This is a genomic window from Shewanella sp. OMA3-2 (assembly GCF_021513195.1).
GTDB lineage: Bacteria > Pseudomonadota > Gammaproteobacteria > Enterobacterales > Shewanellaceae > Shewanella.
Genome location: NZ_CP090974.1, coordinates 3,870,985 through 3,887,641, shown reverse-complemented (window position 1 = coordinate 3,887,641; position 16,657 = coordinate 3,870,985). Strand labels below are relative to the sequence as shown.

At 41.5% G+C, this 16,657-nt stretch carries 16 protein-coding genes; 7 read left to right on the top strand and 9 right to left on the bottom strand.

The window, feature by feature from the left end; translation table 11 throughout:
- The first annotated feature begins 249 nt into the window (after positions 1 to 249).
- From L0B17_RS17145 to L0B17_RS17130, 4 genes are all read left to right on the top strand, one after another.
- Positions 250 to 1,467, top strand: a complete 1,218-nt coding sequence (locus tag L0B17_RS17145) for an aspartate aminotransferase family protein (RefSeq protein WP_235086491.1) — start codon at positions 250 to 252, stop codon at positions 1,465 to 1,467.
- Positions 1,468 to 1,577: 110 nt separating this feature from the next.
- The gene (astA, locus tag L0B17_RS17140) at positions 1,578 to 2,597 is read left to right on the top strand and encodes an arginine N-succinyltransferase (RefSeq protein ID WP_235086490.1); all 1,020 of its coding nucleotides are present in this window, start codon (positions 1,578 to 1,580) and stop codon (positions 2,595 to 2,597) included.
- A 9-nt stretch (positions 2,598 to 2,606) separates the two neighbouring features.
- Positions 2,607 to 4,067 (top strand): succinylglutamate-semialdehyde dehydrogenase, encoded by a 1,461-nt coding sequence (gene astD / locus L0B17_RS17135; protein WP_235086489.1) that lies wholly within the window; start codon positions 2,607 to 2,609, stop codon positions 4,065 to 4,067.
- A gap of 127 nt (positions 4,068 to 4,194) precedes the next feature.
- Entirely contained in the window at positions 4,195 to 4,995 is an 801-nt protein-coding gene (locus tag L0B17_RS17130) for a DUF1338 domain-containing protein (RefSeq protein ID WP_235086488.1), read from the top strand.
- Positions 4,996 to 5,074: 79 nt separating this feature from the next.
- Here the strand turns inward: L0B17_RS17130 and L0B17_RS17125 are convergent, their stop codons facing one another.
- From L0B17_RS17125 to crp, 4 genes are all read right to left on the bottom strand, one after another.
- Complete coding sequence (locus L0B17_RS17125) at positions 5,075 to 6,424, bottom strand: sensor histidine kinase (RefSeq protein WP_235086487.1); 1,350 nt, start codon at positions 6,422 to 6,424, stop codon at positions 5,075 to 5,077.
- A complete protein-coding gene (locus L0B17_RS17120) occupies positions 6,421 to 7,098 on the bottom strand; it encodes a response regulator (protein ID WP_235086486.1) in 678 nt (225 codons plus the stop codon). Before L0B17_RS17120 ends, L0B17_RS17125 begins: the two co-directional genes overlap by 4 nt.
- On the bottom strand, positions 7,079 to 7,426 hold the full coding sequence (locus L0B17_RS17115; protein WP_235086485.1) for a PepSY domain-containing protein: 348 nt from the start codon (positions 7,424 to 7,426) through the stop codon (positions 7,079 to 7,081). The genes L0B17_RS17120 and L0B17_RS17115 overlap by 20 nt, the downstream gene beginning before the upstream one ends.
- Before the next feature lie 86 nt (positions 7,427 to 7,512).
- Positions 7,513 to 8,148, bottom strand: a complete 636-nt coding sequence (gene crp / locus L0B17_RS17110; RefSeq protein ID WP_235086484.1) for a cAMP-activated global transcriptional regulator CRP — start codon at positions 8,146 to 8,148, stop codon at positions 7,513 to 7,515.
- A gap of 435 nt (positions 8,149 to 8,583) precedes the next feature.
- Here crp and L0B17_RS17105 point away from each other — a divergent pair, with 435 nt between their 5' ends.
- Positions 8,584 to 9,273, top strand: a complete 690-nt coding sequence (locus tag L0B17_RS17105) for a tetratricopeptide repeat protein (protein WP_235089909.1) — start codon at positions 8,584 to 8,586, stop codon at positions 9,271 to 9,273.
- Between the two features lie 265 nt (positions 9,274 to 9,538).
- Here the strand turns inward: L0B17_RS17105 and L0B17_RS17100 are convergent, their stop codons facing one another.
- From L0B17_RS17100 to L0B17_RS17090, 3 genes are all read right to left on the bottom strand, one after another.
- Positions 9,539 to 10,420, bottom strand: coding sequence for a phosphoribulokinase (locus tag L0B17_RS17100; RefSeq protein ID WP_235086483.1), 882 nt, complete (start codon positions 10,418 to 10,420; stop codon positions 9,539 to 9,541).
- A 124-nt stretch (positions 10,421 to 10,544) separates the two neighbouring features.
- Entirely contained in the window at positions 10,545 to 10,787 is a 243-nt protein-coding gene (locus L0B17_RS17095) for a YheU family protein (RefSeq protein ID WP_235086482.1), read from the bottom strand.
- On the bottom strand, positions 10,784 to 11,782 hold the full coding sequence (locus tag L0B17_RS17090) for a hydrolase (RefSeq protein WP_235089907.1): 999 nt from the start codon (positions 11,780 to 11,782) through the stop codon (positions 10,784 to 10,786). Before L0B17_RS17090 ends, L0B17_RS17095 begins: the two co-directional genes overlap by 4 nt.
- Before the next feature lie 113 nt (positions 11,783 to 11,895).
- On the opposite strand from L0B17_RS17090, the gene L0B17_RS17085 reads away from it, so the two are divergent.
- Both L0B17_RS17085 and L0B17_RS17080 read left to right on the top strand, forming a co-directional pair.
- Positions 11,896 to 12,402, top strand: a complete 507-nt coding sequence (locus L0B17_RS17085) for a TAT leader-containing periplasmic protein (protein ID WP_235086481.1) — start codon at positions 11,896 to 11,898, stop codon at positions 12,400 to 12,402.
- A 36-nt stretch (positions 12,403 to 12,438) separates the two neighbouring features.
- A complete protein-coding gene (locus L0B17_RS17080; RefSeq protein ID WP_235086480.1) occupies positions 12,439 to 14,025 on the top strand; it encodes a GMC family oxidoreductase in 1,587 nt (528 codons plus the stop codon).
- A 62-nt stretch (positions 14,026 to 14,087) separates the two neighbouring features.
- Here L0B17_RS17080 and L0B17_RS17075 read toward each other — a convergent pair whose 3' ends face one another.
- Together L0B17_RS17075 and L0B17_RS17070 are read right to left on the bottom strand one after the other, a co-directional pair.
- Complete coding sequence (locus L0B17_RS17075; RefSeq protein ID WP_235086479.1) at positions 14,088 to 14,579, bottom strand: TIGR02444 family protein; 492 nt, start codon at positions 14,577 to 14,579, stop codon at positions 14,088 to 14,090.
- A gap of 124 nt (positions 14,580 to 14,703) precedes the next feature.
- A complete protein-coding gene (locus tag L0B17_RS17070) occupies positions 14,704 to 16,623 on the bottom strand; it encodes an ABC transporter ATP-binding protein (protein ID WP_235086478.1) in 1,920 nt (639 codons plus the stop codon).
- Positions 16,624 to 16,657: the final 34 nt, after the last annotated feature.

Below are 16,657 nucleotides of genomic sequence, written 5' to 3'. Positions count from 1 at the left end.
TTTTTTATGACTATTTATGCTGTAAAGCCCCAGCTAAAGCGCTTCGTTTAGTCATTTTAATCAATCTTTATTCAGTTTTAGGCCCGCCTTAGCAGAAGTTAATTGTTGATAACTGGTATTTTGATCACATTTTCGTTAATAATAACTAATACTGTATACAAACAGTCGTCGTTTCACGACTATATAACAAAGAAAACGGCGATATATAGCGGCTTTAGGCCGTTTACACAAAATAAAGGATGAAATGGAATGACTGTTGAAATGAATCTTAACCGCGCCCAATTTGATGAAGTCATGGTGCCTAATTATGCGCCTGCAGCGGTAATTCCCGTTAAAGGTGAAGGTAGCCGTGTTTGGGATCAAAACGGTAATGAATTTATCGACTTTGCTGGCGGTATTGCCGTTAACTGTTTAGGACATTGTCATCCTGCATTGGTTTCAGCGTTAAAAGAGCAAGGCGAGAAGTTATGGCATTTATCTAATGTGATGACTAATGAACCCGCTTTAGCATTAGCCACAAAATTAGTTAACGCTACGTTCGCTGAGCGTGTTTATTTTGCTAACTCAGGTGCAGAAGCAAACGAAGCGGCGTTAAAATTAGCCCGTCGTTATGCTTTAGATAACCATGGCCCACAAAAAGATCAAATTATTGCGTTTGATAAAGCTTTCCATGGTCGTACTTTTTTCACCGTTACTGTTGGTGGTCAAGCTGCTTATTCAGATGGTTTCGGTCCTAAGCCACAAAGTATCACTCACGTACCATTCAATGATATCGCAGCATTAGAAGCCGTTGTTTCTGACAATACCTGCGCCATCATGCTTGAACCTTTACAAGGCGAGGGCGGCATTATCAATGGCGATCCTGAATTCTTAAAAGCGGTTCGCGCACTAGCTGACAAGCACGATGCATTGGTCATTTTTGATGAAGTACAAACAGGTGTAGGTCGTACTGGTGAGTTATTTGCTTATATGGGTACAGATATCGTGCCTGATATTTTAACCAGTGCTAAAGCATTGGGTGGCGGTTTCCCCATCGCAGCTATGCTAACAACCGCAAAAATTGCTGCGCACCTTAAAGTTGGTACTCATGGTTCTACATATGGTGGCAACCCATTAGCCTGCGCTATCGGCAATGCAGTAATGGATGTGGTCAATACTAAAGAAGTATTAGACGGTGTTAAACATCGTGAGCAGTTATTCCGTGATGGTCTGGCAGTCATTAATGCTAAACATCATGTGTTTAGTGAAGTACGTGGTAAAGGTATGTTGTTAGGTGCAGTGTTAAACGAAAAATACGAAGGTCGTAGTCGTGACTTTTTAGTTGCTTCAGTAGCAGAAGGGTTAATGACCCTGATGGCTGGTGCAAACGTGGTTCGTTTTGCTCCATCATTGGTTATCCCAGAAGCTGATATCGCTGAAGGTTTAGTACGTTTTGAACGTGCTGTAGCCAAAGTGGTTGCAGGTTAATACAAAAGGAGTGCAGCTTGCTGCGCTCCTTTTGTTTGGGTCAGTGTTAGATAAAGGCGTTTACCTTAGTTGTGAACGCTTTACTCATCTAGCACCATGAGGAGATTTAGATGTTAATCATACGTCCGATCCGTGCCGGCGATTATCAAGCACTCTATGACATAGCAGTAGAGTCTGGCCATGGGTTTACTTCTTTACCAGTAAATGAAGAATTACTGCGTTCGAAGATTGCGAGGGCTGAAACATCCTTTTCCAAAGACGTTAATAAGCCTTTCGATGAAAGCTATTTAATGGTTCTTGAGGACACAAGCACACAACAAGTTGTTGGCACCTGTGGTATTGAAGCTGCTGTTGGTATGGAAGATGCTTTCTACCATTATCGTTTAGGCACAGAGGTATATCATTCAAAACAAATAGCAGTACGTAATGAAGTAGAAACTCTGACTTTATGTCACGATTACACCGGTGCGGCAGAGTTATGTACTTTGTTTTTGAAAGAGGCTTACCGCAAAGGTAATAATGGCCGCATGCTATCGCGTTCACGATTTTTATTGTTGGCGCAACATAAGCACCGCTTCGGTGAAACTGTTATTGCTGAAATGCGTGGTGTTAGTGATGACAAAGGTGATTCTCCTTTTTATGAGTGGCTACAAAAACATTTCCTTGGCATTGATTTTGTCGAAGCGGATTACTTATCTGGCTTAGGTAAAAAAGCTTTTATGGCCGAAATGATGCCACGCAGCCCAGTATATGTATGTATGTTGCCCAAGAAGGCGCAGAAAGTGATTGGTGAAGTACACAAAAATACTAAACCCGCCTTGCGTTTACTGCAAGCTGAAGGCTTTAAGTTTAGAAACTATGTCGACATTTTTGATGGCGGCCCTACGGTTGAATGTGGACTAAACGAAATTAAATCGGTTAAACGCAGTCGTTTACTGACCGTTGAAATTGGTAAAACGCACCATACCGACACCCGATTCATAATTTCAAATACCAAGCTTGCTGATTACCGCGCAACTGCTGCAATGCTTAATGTATCTGATGCACACGATAATGTTGTTCTATCACCAGAACTAGCTCAAGGGCTAATGGTCGAAAACGGTCAACAAATTCGCGTGCTTTCATTATAGGAATATACGATGACTCAATTTATTCAAGGTCAATGGTTAGCTGGCGAAGGCCATGATGTGCAATCAATTAACCCAGCCAATGGCGACGTTATTTGGCACGGCAAAACCGCAACAGCAGCTCAAGTAGACAGCGCGGTTGATGCTGCACGTGCAGCACAGTTTGATTGGTTTATGCTAGGTTATGAAGCACGTTTAGCGATTGTTGAAGCTTACCGTGATCAGTTAGAAGCTCATAAAGCTGAAATGGCTGAAACCATTGCTCAAGAAACGGGTAAACCACAGTGGGAAACAGCAACAGAAGCAGCCGCTATGATTGGCAAAATTGGCTTATCAGCTAAAGCCCATGACAAGCGCACTGGTACAGAAACTAATGATTTACCTGCAGGTCGTGCAGTATTACGCCATAAGCCTCATGGTGTTGTTGCTGTATTTGGCCCATATAACTTCCCTGGACATTTGCCTAATGGTCATATCGTACCGGCATTATTAGCTGGTAATACCGTGGTATTTAAGCCATCAGAGTTAACGCCTAAAGTGGCTGAACTCATGTTAAAGTGCTGGGAAAAAGCAGGTTTACCAAAAGGGATTATTAACCTTGTTCAAGGTGAAGTTGATACAGGTAAAGCACTGGCTTCTCACCCTCAAATTGATGGTTTATTCTTTACCGGTAGTTCACGAACCAGGCATATATTACATCAGCAATATGCCGGTCATCCGGGTAAAATTTTAGCCTTAGAGATGGGCGGTAATAACCCGTTAATCATTAAAGGCGTCAGCGATACCAAAGCTGCTGTGCACGATATTATTCAATCGGCATATATTTCCTCAGGCCAGCGCTGTACCTGTGCTCGACGTTTATATGTTGAGAAAGGTGCTCAAGGTGATGCATTGATTGCTGCCCTGATCGCGGCTGTGAAGCAAATAAAAGTTGGTGCTTGGAATGCTCAGCCACAACCATTTATGGGGTCAATGATCTCTGAAACGGCAGCGCGTGGTATGGTTGCTGCACAAGCGACATTACAATCTTTGGGCGGCGTGTCCTTGATTGAGCTGAAACAAGTTGAAGCAGGTACGGGCATTGTCTCACCGGGTTTAATTGATGTATCAGCGATAGCCAAACTGCCAGATGATGAGTATTTCGGACCGTTACTGCAATTAGTTCGCTACAGTGATTTTGATGAAGCAATTCGTCTTGCAAACGATACTCGTTATGGTTTATCAGCAGGTTTATTAGCTGATAACAGAGACGATTATGATTACTTCTTAGCGCGTATCCGTGCAGGTATTGTGAACTGGAATAAACAAATTACTGGTGCTTCAGGTGCTGCGCCGTTTGGTGGTGTTGGTGCTTCAGGTAATCACCGAGCTAGTGCATTCTATGCCGCTGACTACTGTGCTTACCCTGTCGCTTCGATGGAAGCGGATAGTGTCAGTTTTCCAGCGAGTTTAAGCCCTGGTTTATCGATTTAACTTTATTCTAGTTTTTAGATAAAGTTCCAATGTGCTTCAAGCAAATGCTTGAAGCACCATTAGCGTGATTTAACTGGTTTTTATTGCCCGACCTCAATAAAAATCTGCTTTTTAGAAGGATTTTACCATGCATACTGACGTCAATTCGTTGTTTGCGGCTATCTGGCAAGACTATATAAAAATGACCCCATCAGCAGCCCAAATTCATCAATTACTGAGTAAAGGTGCGCCGATTATTAATGACCATATTGCATTGCGTACGTTTAACATTGCTAAAGTTAACCTTAGCGTGCTGGCGAAGCATTTTACCTCAATTGGTTATGTTGACAGCGGTGATTACAAATTCGAGCAGAAAAAGCTGATTGCGAAGCATTTTGAACATCCAGATCCAAGCCAGCCTAAAGTGTTTATTTCTGAATTGTTAGTGGAAGAATTTAGCCCTGCACTGCAACAAACCATTAAAGGCTTTATTGAGCAAATTGATGTCGCAGCAACTGTTGCGGATAACTTTATCTATTCAGGCCGTCACTGGGAACTTGATAAAGCCACTTACCAAGCATTACTGGCTGAAAGCGAATATGCTGCCTGGGTTGCTGCTATTGGTTATCGAGCGAACCATTTCACCGTATCAATAAATGATTTACCTGATTTTGAACGCATTGAAGATGTTAACCAAGCGTTGAAAGACGCAGGTTTTTTACTGAATGCATCTGGTGGTGAAATCAAAGGTACGCCTGAAGTGTTATTAGAGCAATCTTCTACCATGGCAGATAAAGTGGTGGTTAGCTTTACTGATGGTGATGCAGAAATTCCAAGTTGTTTTTATGAGTTTGCCCGCCGTTATCCAATGGATAATGGTCAGCTATATACTGGATTTGTTGCAGCGTCTGCTGATAAGATTTTTGAAAGTACCAATGCAATGATGTAATCGTTATCTCGATTACTATAAAAGCCTCACTGTGTGGGGCTTTTTAATATCTGAAATTGATACATATGTTGAGTTCAGTTTAGATAGCGGGTTTATTGAGTGGGATGACAATTGATACCGCTAAACCGCTGAAGTGTTCACTGGGGTAAAATTGCAATTGAAAACCATATTGCTCACAAATTTCCTTCACGATTGATAAACCTAATCCATGGCCCATAACATCTTCGTCCAAACGTTTACCTCTGGCGGTTAACAAAGCTAATTGATCTTGCTGCACACCCGCGCCATCGTCTTCTACTGTGATAGTAATTGAATGATTGTGCTGTTTTTTAAATGACAATTGCACAGATGAATTCGTCCATTTAAACGCATTATCAAGTAAGTTACCAAATAGCTCCATTCCATCCTCACGGTGAATGGGAAGACGAGACAACAGTTGAGGGTTGTAAATATGGTCCGTCACGGTTTTATGCCGATACACTTTTTTAAGGGTATTTAATAAACTGGTAAAATCGTTGTCGACAGTCATTTGGGCGGCAGGAAGCATGTCACCTGTTACTCTGGCTGCAGCCAGCTTTCTTTCAATCATCTTGCGGATTTGATCTAACTGTTGCTGCATTGCTATTGCCGCATCAGGATCGGTTAACCCTAAGGCTTCTACCTGCTGTTGCATGATAGTTAAAGGGGTTTTCAACCCATGGCTTAAGTTACCTAAATTATTGCGGCTGCGCTCAATCTGTTTCGCGGTATAGTCGAGTAATTGGTTATAAGTCTCTGCTAAGGGTTTTATTTCAGAGGGTATGTGCTGAGTGTCTAGGGCGCTGATTTCACCTTGGCGCAATTTGGCTAGCGATTGTTGTATCTTTTTTACCGGCTTAAAAGACTGGCGTAAAATAATAAAAATACCGGTTATCATGGCCAATAGCATACCAATATTAATCGCCAGTTTAGTGCCAAAAACCTCACTAAAGACTCGCCTACCTATGCTTAAATCCTGCGCCACGGTTAATGTGGCGGTATTGGGCGTGCTATCTGAGCCAATACCGATAGATAACAACTGCATATCATTATTTTTTGGTCCTTTTGCCTGCCAGACACGTTTTTGAGAATCGGTTAATGGCTCGATCTCTAATTCAACATCCCACAGTGAACGAGATCGAATTACCTGGGTTGGTAAATTCAGTTGGAAATAACGGCCAGAATAGGCAGGTTTGTAAAAACTAGACAGTTGCTGATGATCGATTTCTATTTGACCATCTTGTAGGCGAGTTGCTAAAATAACGTGTTCAAGATCTTCCTCTAAGCGGTTGATTATAGAGTCGTGAAATGCTTCTCTGAGCATGGATTCAAACAACATTAGCCCAATAATAGTGCTTAATATAATCAGCCCGGTTAACCAGAGGCTGAGCTTAGAGCGAATGGAGATCATGTCTCGATTATGCCGTGGAAGATATATCCTTGTCCTCGACGAGTTTCAATCGCGGTTTTACCCAGTTTTTTGCGTAAGTGGGTCACATAAACTTCAACCACATTACTTTCTTTTTCATCATCAAATTGATACAACTTATCGGTCAGCTGTGTTTTTGACAGTAATTTTTTCGGTGACATCAGAAATATTTTAAGCAGTCTGAACTCCATTGCTGTTAGTTCAAATTCTTGGTCGCCCACAATCACTTTTTGCTCATTTTCGTCTAATGTAATCCCTGCGTAGCAGAGCTGTTTTGATGCTGTATTAGCCCAGCCATGAGCACGATTAATCAGTGCTTGTATACGTGCAAGTAATTCTTGTGTATGAAATGGTTTGCCAAGGTAGTCGTCTGCGCCAGCATTAAACCCTTCTACTTTCTCGTGCCACTGCGATCGCGCCGTGAGCATAATCACTGGCGTGACTATGCCTTTTTCGCGCCAACTAGTGACAAGGTTTAACCCATTTCCATCCGGTAAACCAATATCGAGGATGACGCAGTCATATTGAGTTTCTTTGATAAGATAGTCTGCTTCAACCGCTTTATCTGTTACATCGGTAACATAGCCAGCTTGTTTGAGCTGTTTTTCTAGTTCAGCCACTAAAAGTGGATTATCTTCAACGAGTAGCAGTTTCATGTTGCGTGCATTCACTAGGTAATTGAGTTAACGAATTGAGAGTACCACTTTGTGCATCAAATTGCAGATTTACAGTGTGACCTTGTTTTAATTTTAGTTGTAAATTATATCGCCACTTATCTTTTTCTTGAAATAACTGTGCATCTACTAGCTGAACATCGCAATATTGAGCTAACCAGTTAAGGCATTCATCTAAAGAACGTATATGACCAGCACTTACCAGTTTTTGAACATGATTATGATCAGCCTCATATAAGGTTTGAGCGCTGTTGAAGTTAGCGTTTAATGTGCTAAGGCTGAATAAGCCAATAGTAATAAACATGGACATACTCTCTCCAAGGCATAAAAAAAGTGGTGTGCAGATAAACTGACACCACTTTAATAATCTTGGCTTAAATCAAGCTGAAGCTTAACTTAACGGGTACCGTAAACCACTATCGTTTTACCGTGTGCTTGGATTAAGTTTTGCTCTTCAAGCATTTTCAAAATACGTCCAACGGTTTCACGTGAACACCCTACAATTTGACCAATCTCTTGACGAGTAATCTTAATTTGCATGCCATCAGGGTGAGTCATTGCATCTGGTAGTTTAGCAAGATGTAATAACGTTTGAGCAATACGACCTGCCACATCTAAGAAGGCTAAATCACCTACTTTTTGGCTAGTACTGTGTAAGCGCAATGCCATTTGTGCTGATAGTTTCATCAGGATTTCAGGGTTTACTTGAATGAGTTGCTTGAATTTTTTATAAGAAATTTCAGCAATTTCACATGCTTGTTTAGCTCTGACCCATGCAGTACGTTCGGCTTGCTCTTCAAACAGACCTAGCTCGCCGATGAAGTCGCCTTGGTTAAGATAAGAAAGGATCATTTCTTTGCCTTCTTCATCTTTAATCAATACGGCAACCGAACCTTTAACGATATAATATAAAGTATCAGAATCTTCGCCAGCATGAATTAGCGTGCTTTTAGCTGGGTATTTATGAATGTGACAGTGTGACAGAAACCATTCTAAAGTTGGATCCGGTTTTGGCTTACCAATCAGAGCCATATTGATGTTCCTCGATTGATTGAAAAGTAAGTAATCTCTAATTAAGTACTTTACGCTATTTAAATTGATAAAACCTTGATAGAGATCTAGTTTAACGACTCGCAATTCTATATTAACTTGTTAGCATGTAAGTTTATTTGATCAGATTTGAGAGATGAGTCAATAAAAATGCCAGATTCGAACCAAAGTCACAGTGGCTTGTTGCGCAGCTGCTTGCTGAGATTAATGTATATTCATGCATGTGAGCGTTGTTAGTTGTGGTGAATATTCTATTATGGTTTATTGTAATGCTAACCTATGTTGGTTTATGTTTAAGGTGTTATTGTCGGGGTTAATGAGGTGGATGTGAAAAAGTTATTCCAGATTAGTTTGGGTTGTATTATTTTTTGCTGTTTATTGGTGTCAAAATCACAGGCATTTTCACAGCCGCAAACTATGCAGTCTAACGCGCAATCAAGAGTCGTGCATATTCAACTAAAGGCTGCTCAAGGCGATGCCGATGCCCAATTTTTATTAGGGCTGATGTATTTGTCTGGACGTTTTGTTGAGAAAAATATCACAGAAGGTTTTTTGTGGGTTGAGCAAGCGGCAAATCAACAGCATATTAAGGCTCAACAGACTATTGCTGATTTAGCGTTTGAAGGTAAGTTGATCCCTCGGAATTTACTTAAAGCTGAAAAATGGTATTTAGACATGAGTCAGCAAGGCGATAAGTGGGCGCATTTTCGTTTAGGTTTTATTTATTCCGCTGGTGGTGATGGTGTTGAGCGCAATTGTGGTAAAGCTTTGACTCAATTTGGCGCTGCTGGTGATGATGTTTCTTTAGGCAATGTCGCTTGGATTTTGGCAACGTGTCCTGAGTCTGAATATCGTGACGGCTCAAAAGCGGTGAGTTTGTCACTTAAATTGCTTGAAACCAATCAAGATGATCCGACAATTTTAGACAATTTGGCCGCAGGTTATGCTGAACTAGGTAATTTTATTCAAGCAGTGAGTGTGCAGAAAAAAGCAATTGATGCGTTAAAGCTTTATCCTGAGGTGGCCAAAAGTGACGAGTTTTTACAGCGTTTAAAAAGTTATCAAAATAATCAAGCATATCGAGAAGTCATTCCTCTTATGGATTAATTGACACCCATAAGTTTGAAGTCAAATAAGTCAAATGGGGGATGTAGAAGTGTTAGATTATAAACGTTTGAATAATAAGTAGGCTGGAAGCGCTGACATGCTCAAGATGCTAACAGATCGAGATAGGGGGAATTAACATCTGAGCATATCAACTATCGTTCTTTCGCCTGAAGTCCCGATAGTTATAGCCTAGTATATTTAGCTTAATGCAAACTTAAATGTCTATTAATTCAATAGGTTTAGATTTATTTAGCGGAGTGCTAAATTAATCTAATTTTTGTAACTCAAAACGCTTATCCATTAAATCACGAATTAATGGTGTCAGAATTAACTCCATCGCCAGAGACATTTTTCCACCTGGCACCACTAGAGTGTTAACTCGAGACATAAACGAGCCCTGTATCATGTTCAAGAAGTAGGGGAAGTCGACATTGTTCATCCCACGAAAGCGAATCACCACAAAGCTTTCATCTAAACTTGGAATATCTTTAGCGCTAAAAGGGTTCGACGTATCAACCGTAGGAACACGTTGAAAGTTAATATGGGTACGAGAAAATTGTGGCGTCATATGATTGATGTAATCGTCCATGCTGCGAACGATAGACCCCATGACTTTTTCACGGCTATGACCACGGTCATTGGTATCGCGAATAATTTTTTGGATCCACTCAAGGTTAACAATAGGTACCATGCCGATCAGTAAATCGACATGTTTAGCCACATCAGCATCGTCGGTAACGACTCCGCCGTGTAAACCTTCATAATACAGTAGATCGGTATTAGGCGGCAGATCTCGCCACTGGGTAAATGTACCTGGCATTTGGTTAAAGGGCACAGCTTCATCAAATGTGTGCAGATAGCTACGGGTTTTACCCATACCTTGATTACCATAACTTTCAAAACACTCTTCTAGCTTGATAAAGTTATTTGCTTCTGGGCCAAAATAGCTAATATTACGATTTTCAGCTTGAGACTTACGGATTAACACTTCCATCTCTGCACGGGTGAAATTATGAAAGCTGTCACCTTCAACAAAGGCAGCATTAATCCCCAATTGGCGAAAAATGTGAGTAAAAGCCATTGTCGTAGTTGTTGTGCCGGCACCTGAAGAGCCTGTCACAGCAATAATAGGATGTTTAGCTGACATTGTTCCTGCCTAGAAATTATCATATTGAACATGGGGTAACAAAGCTAAGTGTGTAAACTTTGTATTCGTTGAGCTAACATTTATACGGCAGTTAAGACCTTTTGGTCAATGCTCGCGGGCTTTATTATTTTGAATCAATAATATTTTTGATGTGACGTATGGCTACAGATTCATCTTCTTCACTGTATTCAACCACTAACTCACCCTGTTTTAATGCCAGTTTACATTGATTGGTCATGTTTAAAAGTTGCTGGTTATCAAGCTCACTAAAACTGCCATCTTCTATTTGAGTCAATAAGTGTTCTTTAATTAAGTTGTTAAGGGTATCGCCAGCTAAGCCGTGTAATGCGCTGTAAGGAATAATCATGCTGTATCACCTTTAGTATTGAATACTTTAGTGTTTGTAAGTAAGAAATCAATGATGCGATTTTCAAGATAAAATCTAGGTTTCCAAGGCCAACCACCATTGATAAACCCGACATGACCGCCTGATGCATGTAGCTCATAGTTTACCGCTACTGACAGTTCATCTTGGGCAGGAATAACCGCTTCAGTCATAAAGGGATCGTCTTTGGCGTGAATGATAAGTGTCGGTTTGCTAATGTGTTTTAGTAAACTTAGTGCGCTAGATTGGGTGTAATAATCATCCACCCCATTAAACCCATGCAAAGGGGCAGTGACTTTGTCATCAAATTGGTAAAATGTACTTAATTGCTGTAATTCAGTTTTATTTAAAGGCATTTGTGCGACTAAGTTATGATTGTCGAGTTTTGCGAGCATCTTTTTTTGTAAACGCTTAATTAAATGCGATTGATAAACTTTTGAAAAACCACTCTCTAATCTTTTAGCGCAGGCACTGAGTGTCAGTGGTGCTGACACGACAACAGCCCGAGCCAGTAAGCTTTGATTTTGCTGATAGCCCAGGTATTTGGCCAATACATTCCCCCCCAAACTATAACCAACAGCGTATAACGGAGAATCTGGGTAATTAATGTGAAGTTGCTGTAAGGTGAATGCGAGATCATCAAAGTCACCGCTGTGGTAACTTCTGGCTAAACGATTAGGTTCACCTGAACAGCCACGGTGATGGTGTACCACTGAACATAATTGGACTTTTTGTGCTTCTACTAGCATTCTACGAACATAGTGAGATTCAGTGCTACCTTCTAATCCGTGGGCAATGACTAGAATAGGATCGCCATTTAGTGGCTTACCCAACCAGTCTAAATCAATAAAATCACCATCAGGTAGCTCTTGTCTTTGACGAAAAACGTCTGGTTTGGCTACTTTGAAAATGAAGGGTAAAATAGTCTGTAAATGTGGGTTGGCGGCCCACCAGGGCGGAGTAAAGAGGCTTTTTATCGACATGTGTCATTCAACGAGTGTTTGTTAAAGTTTAAACGTGTGTTTAAATATGATTAATGCCACTGTAACACAGATAAAAATACCACAACAAACATAATAGGGGGAAGAAAATGAAACGTCGTACTTTTCTTACCGGCGCTTTTGCTGGCACAGCTGTACTCGCTTTAGGCGTTAATTTATATCCATCTGACCCCATTACTATTGGTGGTGATACTCAGTATCGGGTGCTGTTCAGTGTACTTATTCCACCTTTACTTGAAGGCGCTTTACCGGATGTCGTTAGCCAAAGAAAATTGGCAATAGACACAACATTAGATGCAATTCAAACATCAATTAGTGTACTACCGGTAGAGCAGCAAGCTGAGCTAATGGAGTTATTAGCACTGCTTGAAAGTCGATTAGGTTTGTTAATATTGACGGGTAGCATGACACCGCTAATGATGCGTTCGCCAGCGGACTTAACTAACATGCTTGAAGCATGGCGATTCCATTATTTAGATATGGTACAGATGGCCTATCTTGGATTACGCGAATTAATATTAGCCAGTTATTATGCGACCCCAGCCCATTGGGGAAAATTAGGTTATGCAAAGCCGACTTTTTTGCTTAACGCCTAAATAACCCAACTTGCTTGCCTAAAGGAGACGCTTCAATTGGCTATCATTGATCCCATTACAACAGGTTTAGATTCAGGCTGGCAGCACATTGATGCTAGTACTTTACAGAAAAATCGTCATTTTGAAGCTGATGTTATCATTGTTGGAACCGGCGCAGGTGGTGGAACCGCAGCAGAAGTACTTACCGAAGCAGGGCTGACGGTTATTATGATAGAAGGCGGCCCGCTTAAGTCTTCTAAAGACTTTGATATGGAAGAGCGTCACGCATACCCTAATTTGTATCAACAAGCCGCAGCAATGAAAACAGCCGACAAAGGCATAGGTATATTTCAAGGCCGAGCCGTGGGTGGGTCGACTACCATTAACTGGACCACGTCAATTCGTACTCCTAAGCAAACTCTTGATTTTTGGGCATCAGAGCGTTCAGTTATCAACACCTCAGCAGAAGAGATGCTGCCTTGGTTTGAAAAAATGGAACAACGGCTCAATATTACAGAGTGGAAACATGAACCCAATCGTAATAATGGTGTGTTACGTGAAGGTTGTGAGAAACTTGGCTGGGAACATACGGTTATTAAGCGTAATGTAGCCGGATGTTGGAATACAGGTTATTGCGGTATGGGTTGTCCGGTTAACGCCAAGCAATCTATGCTGGTAACCACGATTCCTGCAGCATTAAATAAAGGCGCTACCCTTATTTCACGGGCTAAGGTGACTAAACTTGAGCACAGTGGCGAAAAAGTTAGCGGCTTAACCGCTGTGGCGTTAACTGAGGGCTTAAAGCCTAGTAGTGTTGAGTTAACCTTCAGTGCTAAACATTATATTTTAAGCGCTGGCGCCATTCATACCCCAACCATTTTAATGCGCTCTAATGTGCCTGATCCACACAAGTTATTGGGCAAAACTTTTCTACATCCTTCGCTGTTGTCTGGTGGTTTGTTTGATGAGCAGATTAACGGTCACAGTGGCGCACCTCAGTCTATTTATTCAGATCAATTTGTGTGGCGAGACGGTGCCGCGGGGGACTTAGGTTATAAGTTAGAAGTTGCCCCTATTCACCCAGTGTTGATCGCATCTAAAACTATTGGTTTTGGTCAAAGTCATGCGCAATTAATGGCTAACTTTAACAAAATGCAAGTAATGATTGCTTTGGTTAGAGATGGATTTAATGAGCAGTGTATTGGTGGTCAAGTGCGTTTGACTGACCATGGTTTTGCATTAGATTATCCGTTATCAAGTGATTTTTGGGCCGCAGCAAGAAAAGCTTTTCTATCAATGGCAGAGTTACAGTTTGCCGCAGGAGCTAGAAAAGTATTGCCGATGAATGATGGATTAGATTTCATAACCTCCTGGAAGCAAGCACAAGACGTTATTGGTTCAATGGACTTACGTTTGCTGAAAACCATTGTCGCCTCGGCACACGTAATGGGCGGCTGCCCTATGGGAGAGGACACCACCAAGGCGATGGTAGATAGTTTTGGTCAATCGCATTATTTTACTAATTTGTCGGTGTTTGACGGTTCGATGTTCCAAACCAGCCTAGGTGCTAATCCACAGTTATCTATTTATGGAATAGTGGCTAGAAATGCCACAATGCTGGCTGAAAAGTTGAAAGCCAGTTAACAATAATTGTGGGTCGGTATAAACCGACCCAAGTTATTAGTGTTGTGGCTAAGGTGTTGTCGCTAACCTGGTAGGTGTGCCACTGTTAGACCAAATAGGCTTAAATAGTGGCAGCTATTGTGGCTTGCAGTGCTAACTGTGACATTAATAGGTGGATGGATATTAACCAGGGCGTCTTTCCCTGTGTTGTCAGATGCAGTTGGCTCTGCTTGAATGAGATTAATATGCTGTAATAGCATTGTTTGTGATTTGCGTTCCAGCATCAATTCAACCTTTAGCATCTTTTGATATTCATCAATGGCTAAATGCGCTTTGGCCAATCGACGTAATTGACGATAAGGTTTCAATACCTCGGCTTCCCATGGGGCAATGACATTGGCTAATTGCTGCCAATGCTTAAGGCTAAGCTGATAAGATTGTTGATCTAAATATTGCGCCAGTAATAACAAATTAACATTTACTTGGTACTTGTCTTGCAGCGCAATATAGGCTTGTGGATCACACAGATATCTTTGTTCGCATTGTCCCCAGATTTCATTAGAAAATGTTGTCATTGAAGATCACTCATTTACCTTACTCAAGTTTAGATGAACCATTAGAGGCGCGCACGGGCCTTTTGCTAACGTTAACCAGTTACTTCGCTAGTTTTTAGCCCGTGATTCTGCTAATAATATCCAGTTACTCTGCTTTGAATGATTGTTCTATAGCTTCTATTTGCTCTTGTATTTCTAACCAGTTCATTTCACTTTCATCCATCGCCTGAGTCAGCTTCGTCCGCTCATTAAGCACTTGGGTCATCTTGGCTTTGTTTTCCGCTTCATAAAGGCTGCCATCCGCCAATGTCACTTCAAGTTCGGCTAATCGGTCAGTAAATTTTTGTTGTTCAGTTTCTAATTTCGTTTGCTGTTTTCTTAACGGTGACACCTGTTGACGTAATTCAGCTTCAATTCTTTTTAGCTGTTTTTTGTCAATTTGTGGTGTATCTGTATTGGCATTGTCAGACTTCTGATTAGCTTGCGCCGCTTTTGCCGCATCTAATAACCATTGATGATAATCATCTAGATCACCGTCGAAAGACTTCACCACACCTTGGTCGACAAGGTAGTAATCACTGCAGCTCAGGCGTAATAAGTGGCGATCATGCGATACGATAACCATTGCGCCTTCAAAGGTTTGCAGTGCCATGGTTAATGCATGGCGCATTTCTAAGTCAAGGTGGTTGGTGGGTTCATCTAATAAAAGCAGGTTAGGGCGTTGCCACACTAATAATGCCAGCACTAAACGAGCTTTTTCGCCACCGGAAAAAGGTCTCACAGGGGCTAATGCCATATCACCATTAAACCCAAATCCGCCTAAAAAATTACGTAACTCTTGCTCGCGAACACTTGGCGCGGCTAAGCGAGAAAGATGCTGCATAGGAGTATCATCTAATTGCAAAAATTCAATTTGATGCTGAGCAAAGTAACCAATGTTTAGTCCTGGGTTAGGCTCATACTTACCTGATAATGCTTGAAGCTGGCCGGATAATAATTTAATTAGCGTTGATTTACCGGCACCATTTCGACCTAGTAAACCAATTCGTGCCCCTGGGACTAAGTTAAGCTGCACTTGACTTAAAATTGTTTTATCACCATAACCCACAGCAACTTGTTCCATTTTTATTAATGGATTGGGTAAAGCTTCGGGTTCGCGAAATGCCATTTGAAAAGGGTTATCAGCTTGAGACGGCAGTAGCTCAGCCATGCGCTCTAATGCTTTTAGGCGGCTTTGCGCTTGCTTGGCTTTACTGGCTTTATAGCGAAAACGGTCAACAAAAGACTGCATGTGTGCTCGTTCTTTTTGTTGACGTTCAAAAGCCACTTGTTGTTGTGATAAACGCTCGGCACGCACATGTTCAAATGCAGTATAACCGCCTTTATAGAAGTTAAGCTTATGATGTTCAACATGGATAATTTCATCCACGATAGCATCAATGAAATCACGGTCATGGGAAATTAAAATCAAGGTGCCTTGATAAGACTTAATCCAACCTTCTAACCAGTACATGGTATCTAAGTCTAAGTGGTTGGTGGGTTCATCAAGTAATAATAAGTCTGAGCGGCATAATAGCGCTTGTGCCAGGTTTAAGCGCATCCGCCAGCCACCTGAGAAGCTTTTAACCGGATTACTCTGTTCTGCATCGCCAAAACCTAAACCGGCTAATAGTGCGCCAGCTCGAGCGCGTATAGCGTATCCACCAATAGCATCAATTTTACCGTGAATAAGCGCGATGGCATTACCATCATTGTCATCTTGAGCTGTGACCAGTTGAGCTTCAAGTTGGCGGAACTCTGTGTCACCATCTAATACATATTCTAATGCTGATACATCAAGCGCGGGAGTTTCTTGGGCGACAGAGGATATTTGCCAATTAGCGGGTAATGAGAACTCGCCTTTATCTAGGTGTAAATGGCCTAAAATCAATGCCAATAATGACGTTTTTCCGGTGCCATTGGCGCCGACTAATCCTACTTTGTGACCTGGGTAAATTGTCACAGAGGCTTCGTCAAGTAAGGTTTTGCTGCCCCGAATTAATTGTGCCTGGCTAATACTGATCATGAACGCAACTTGAAGCTGTAAAATAAAGTGGGTG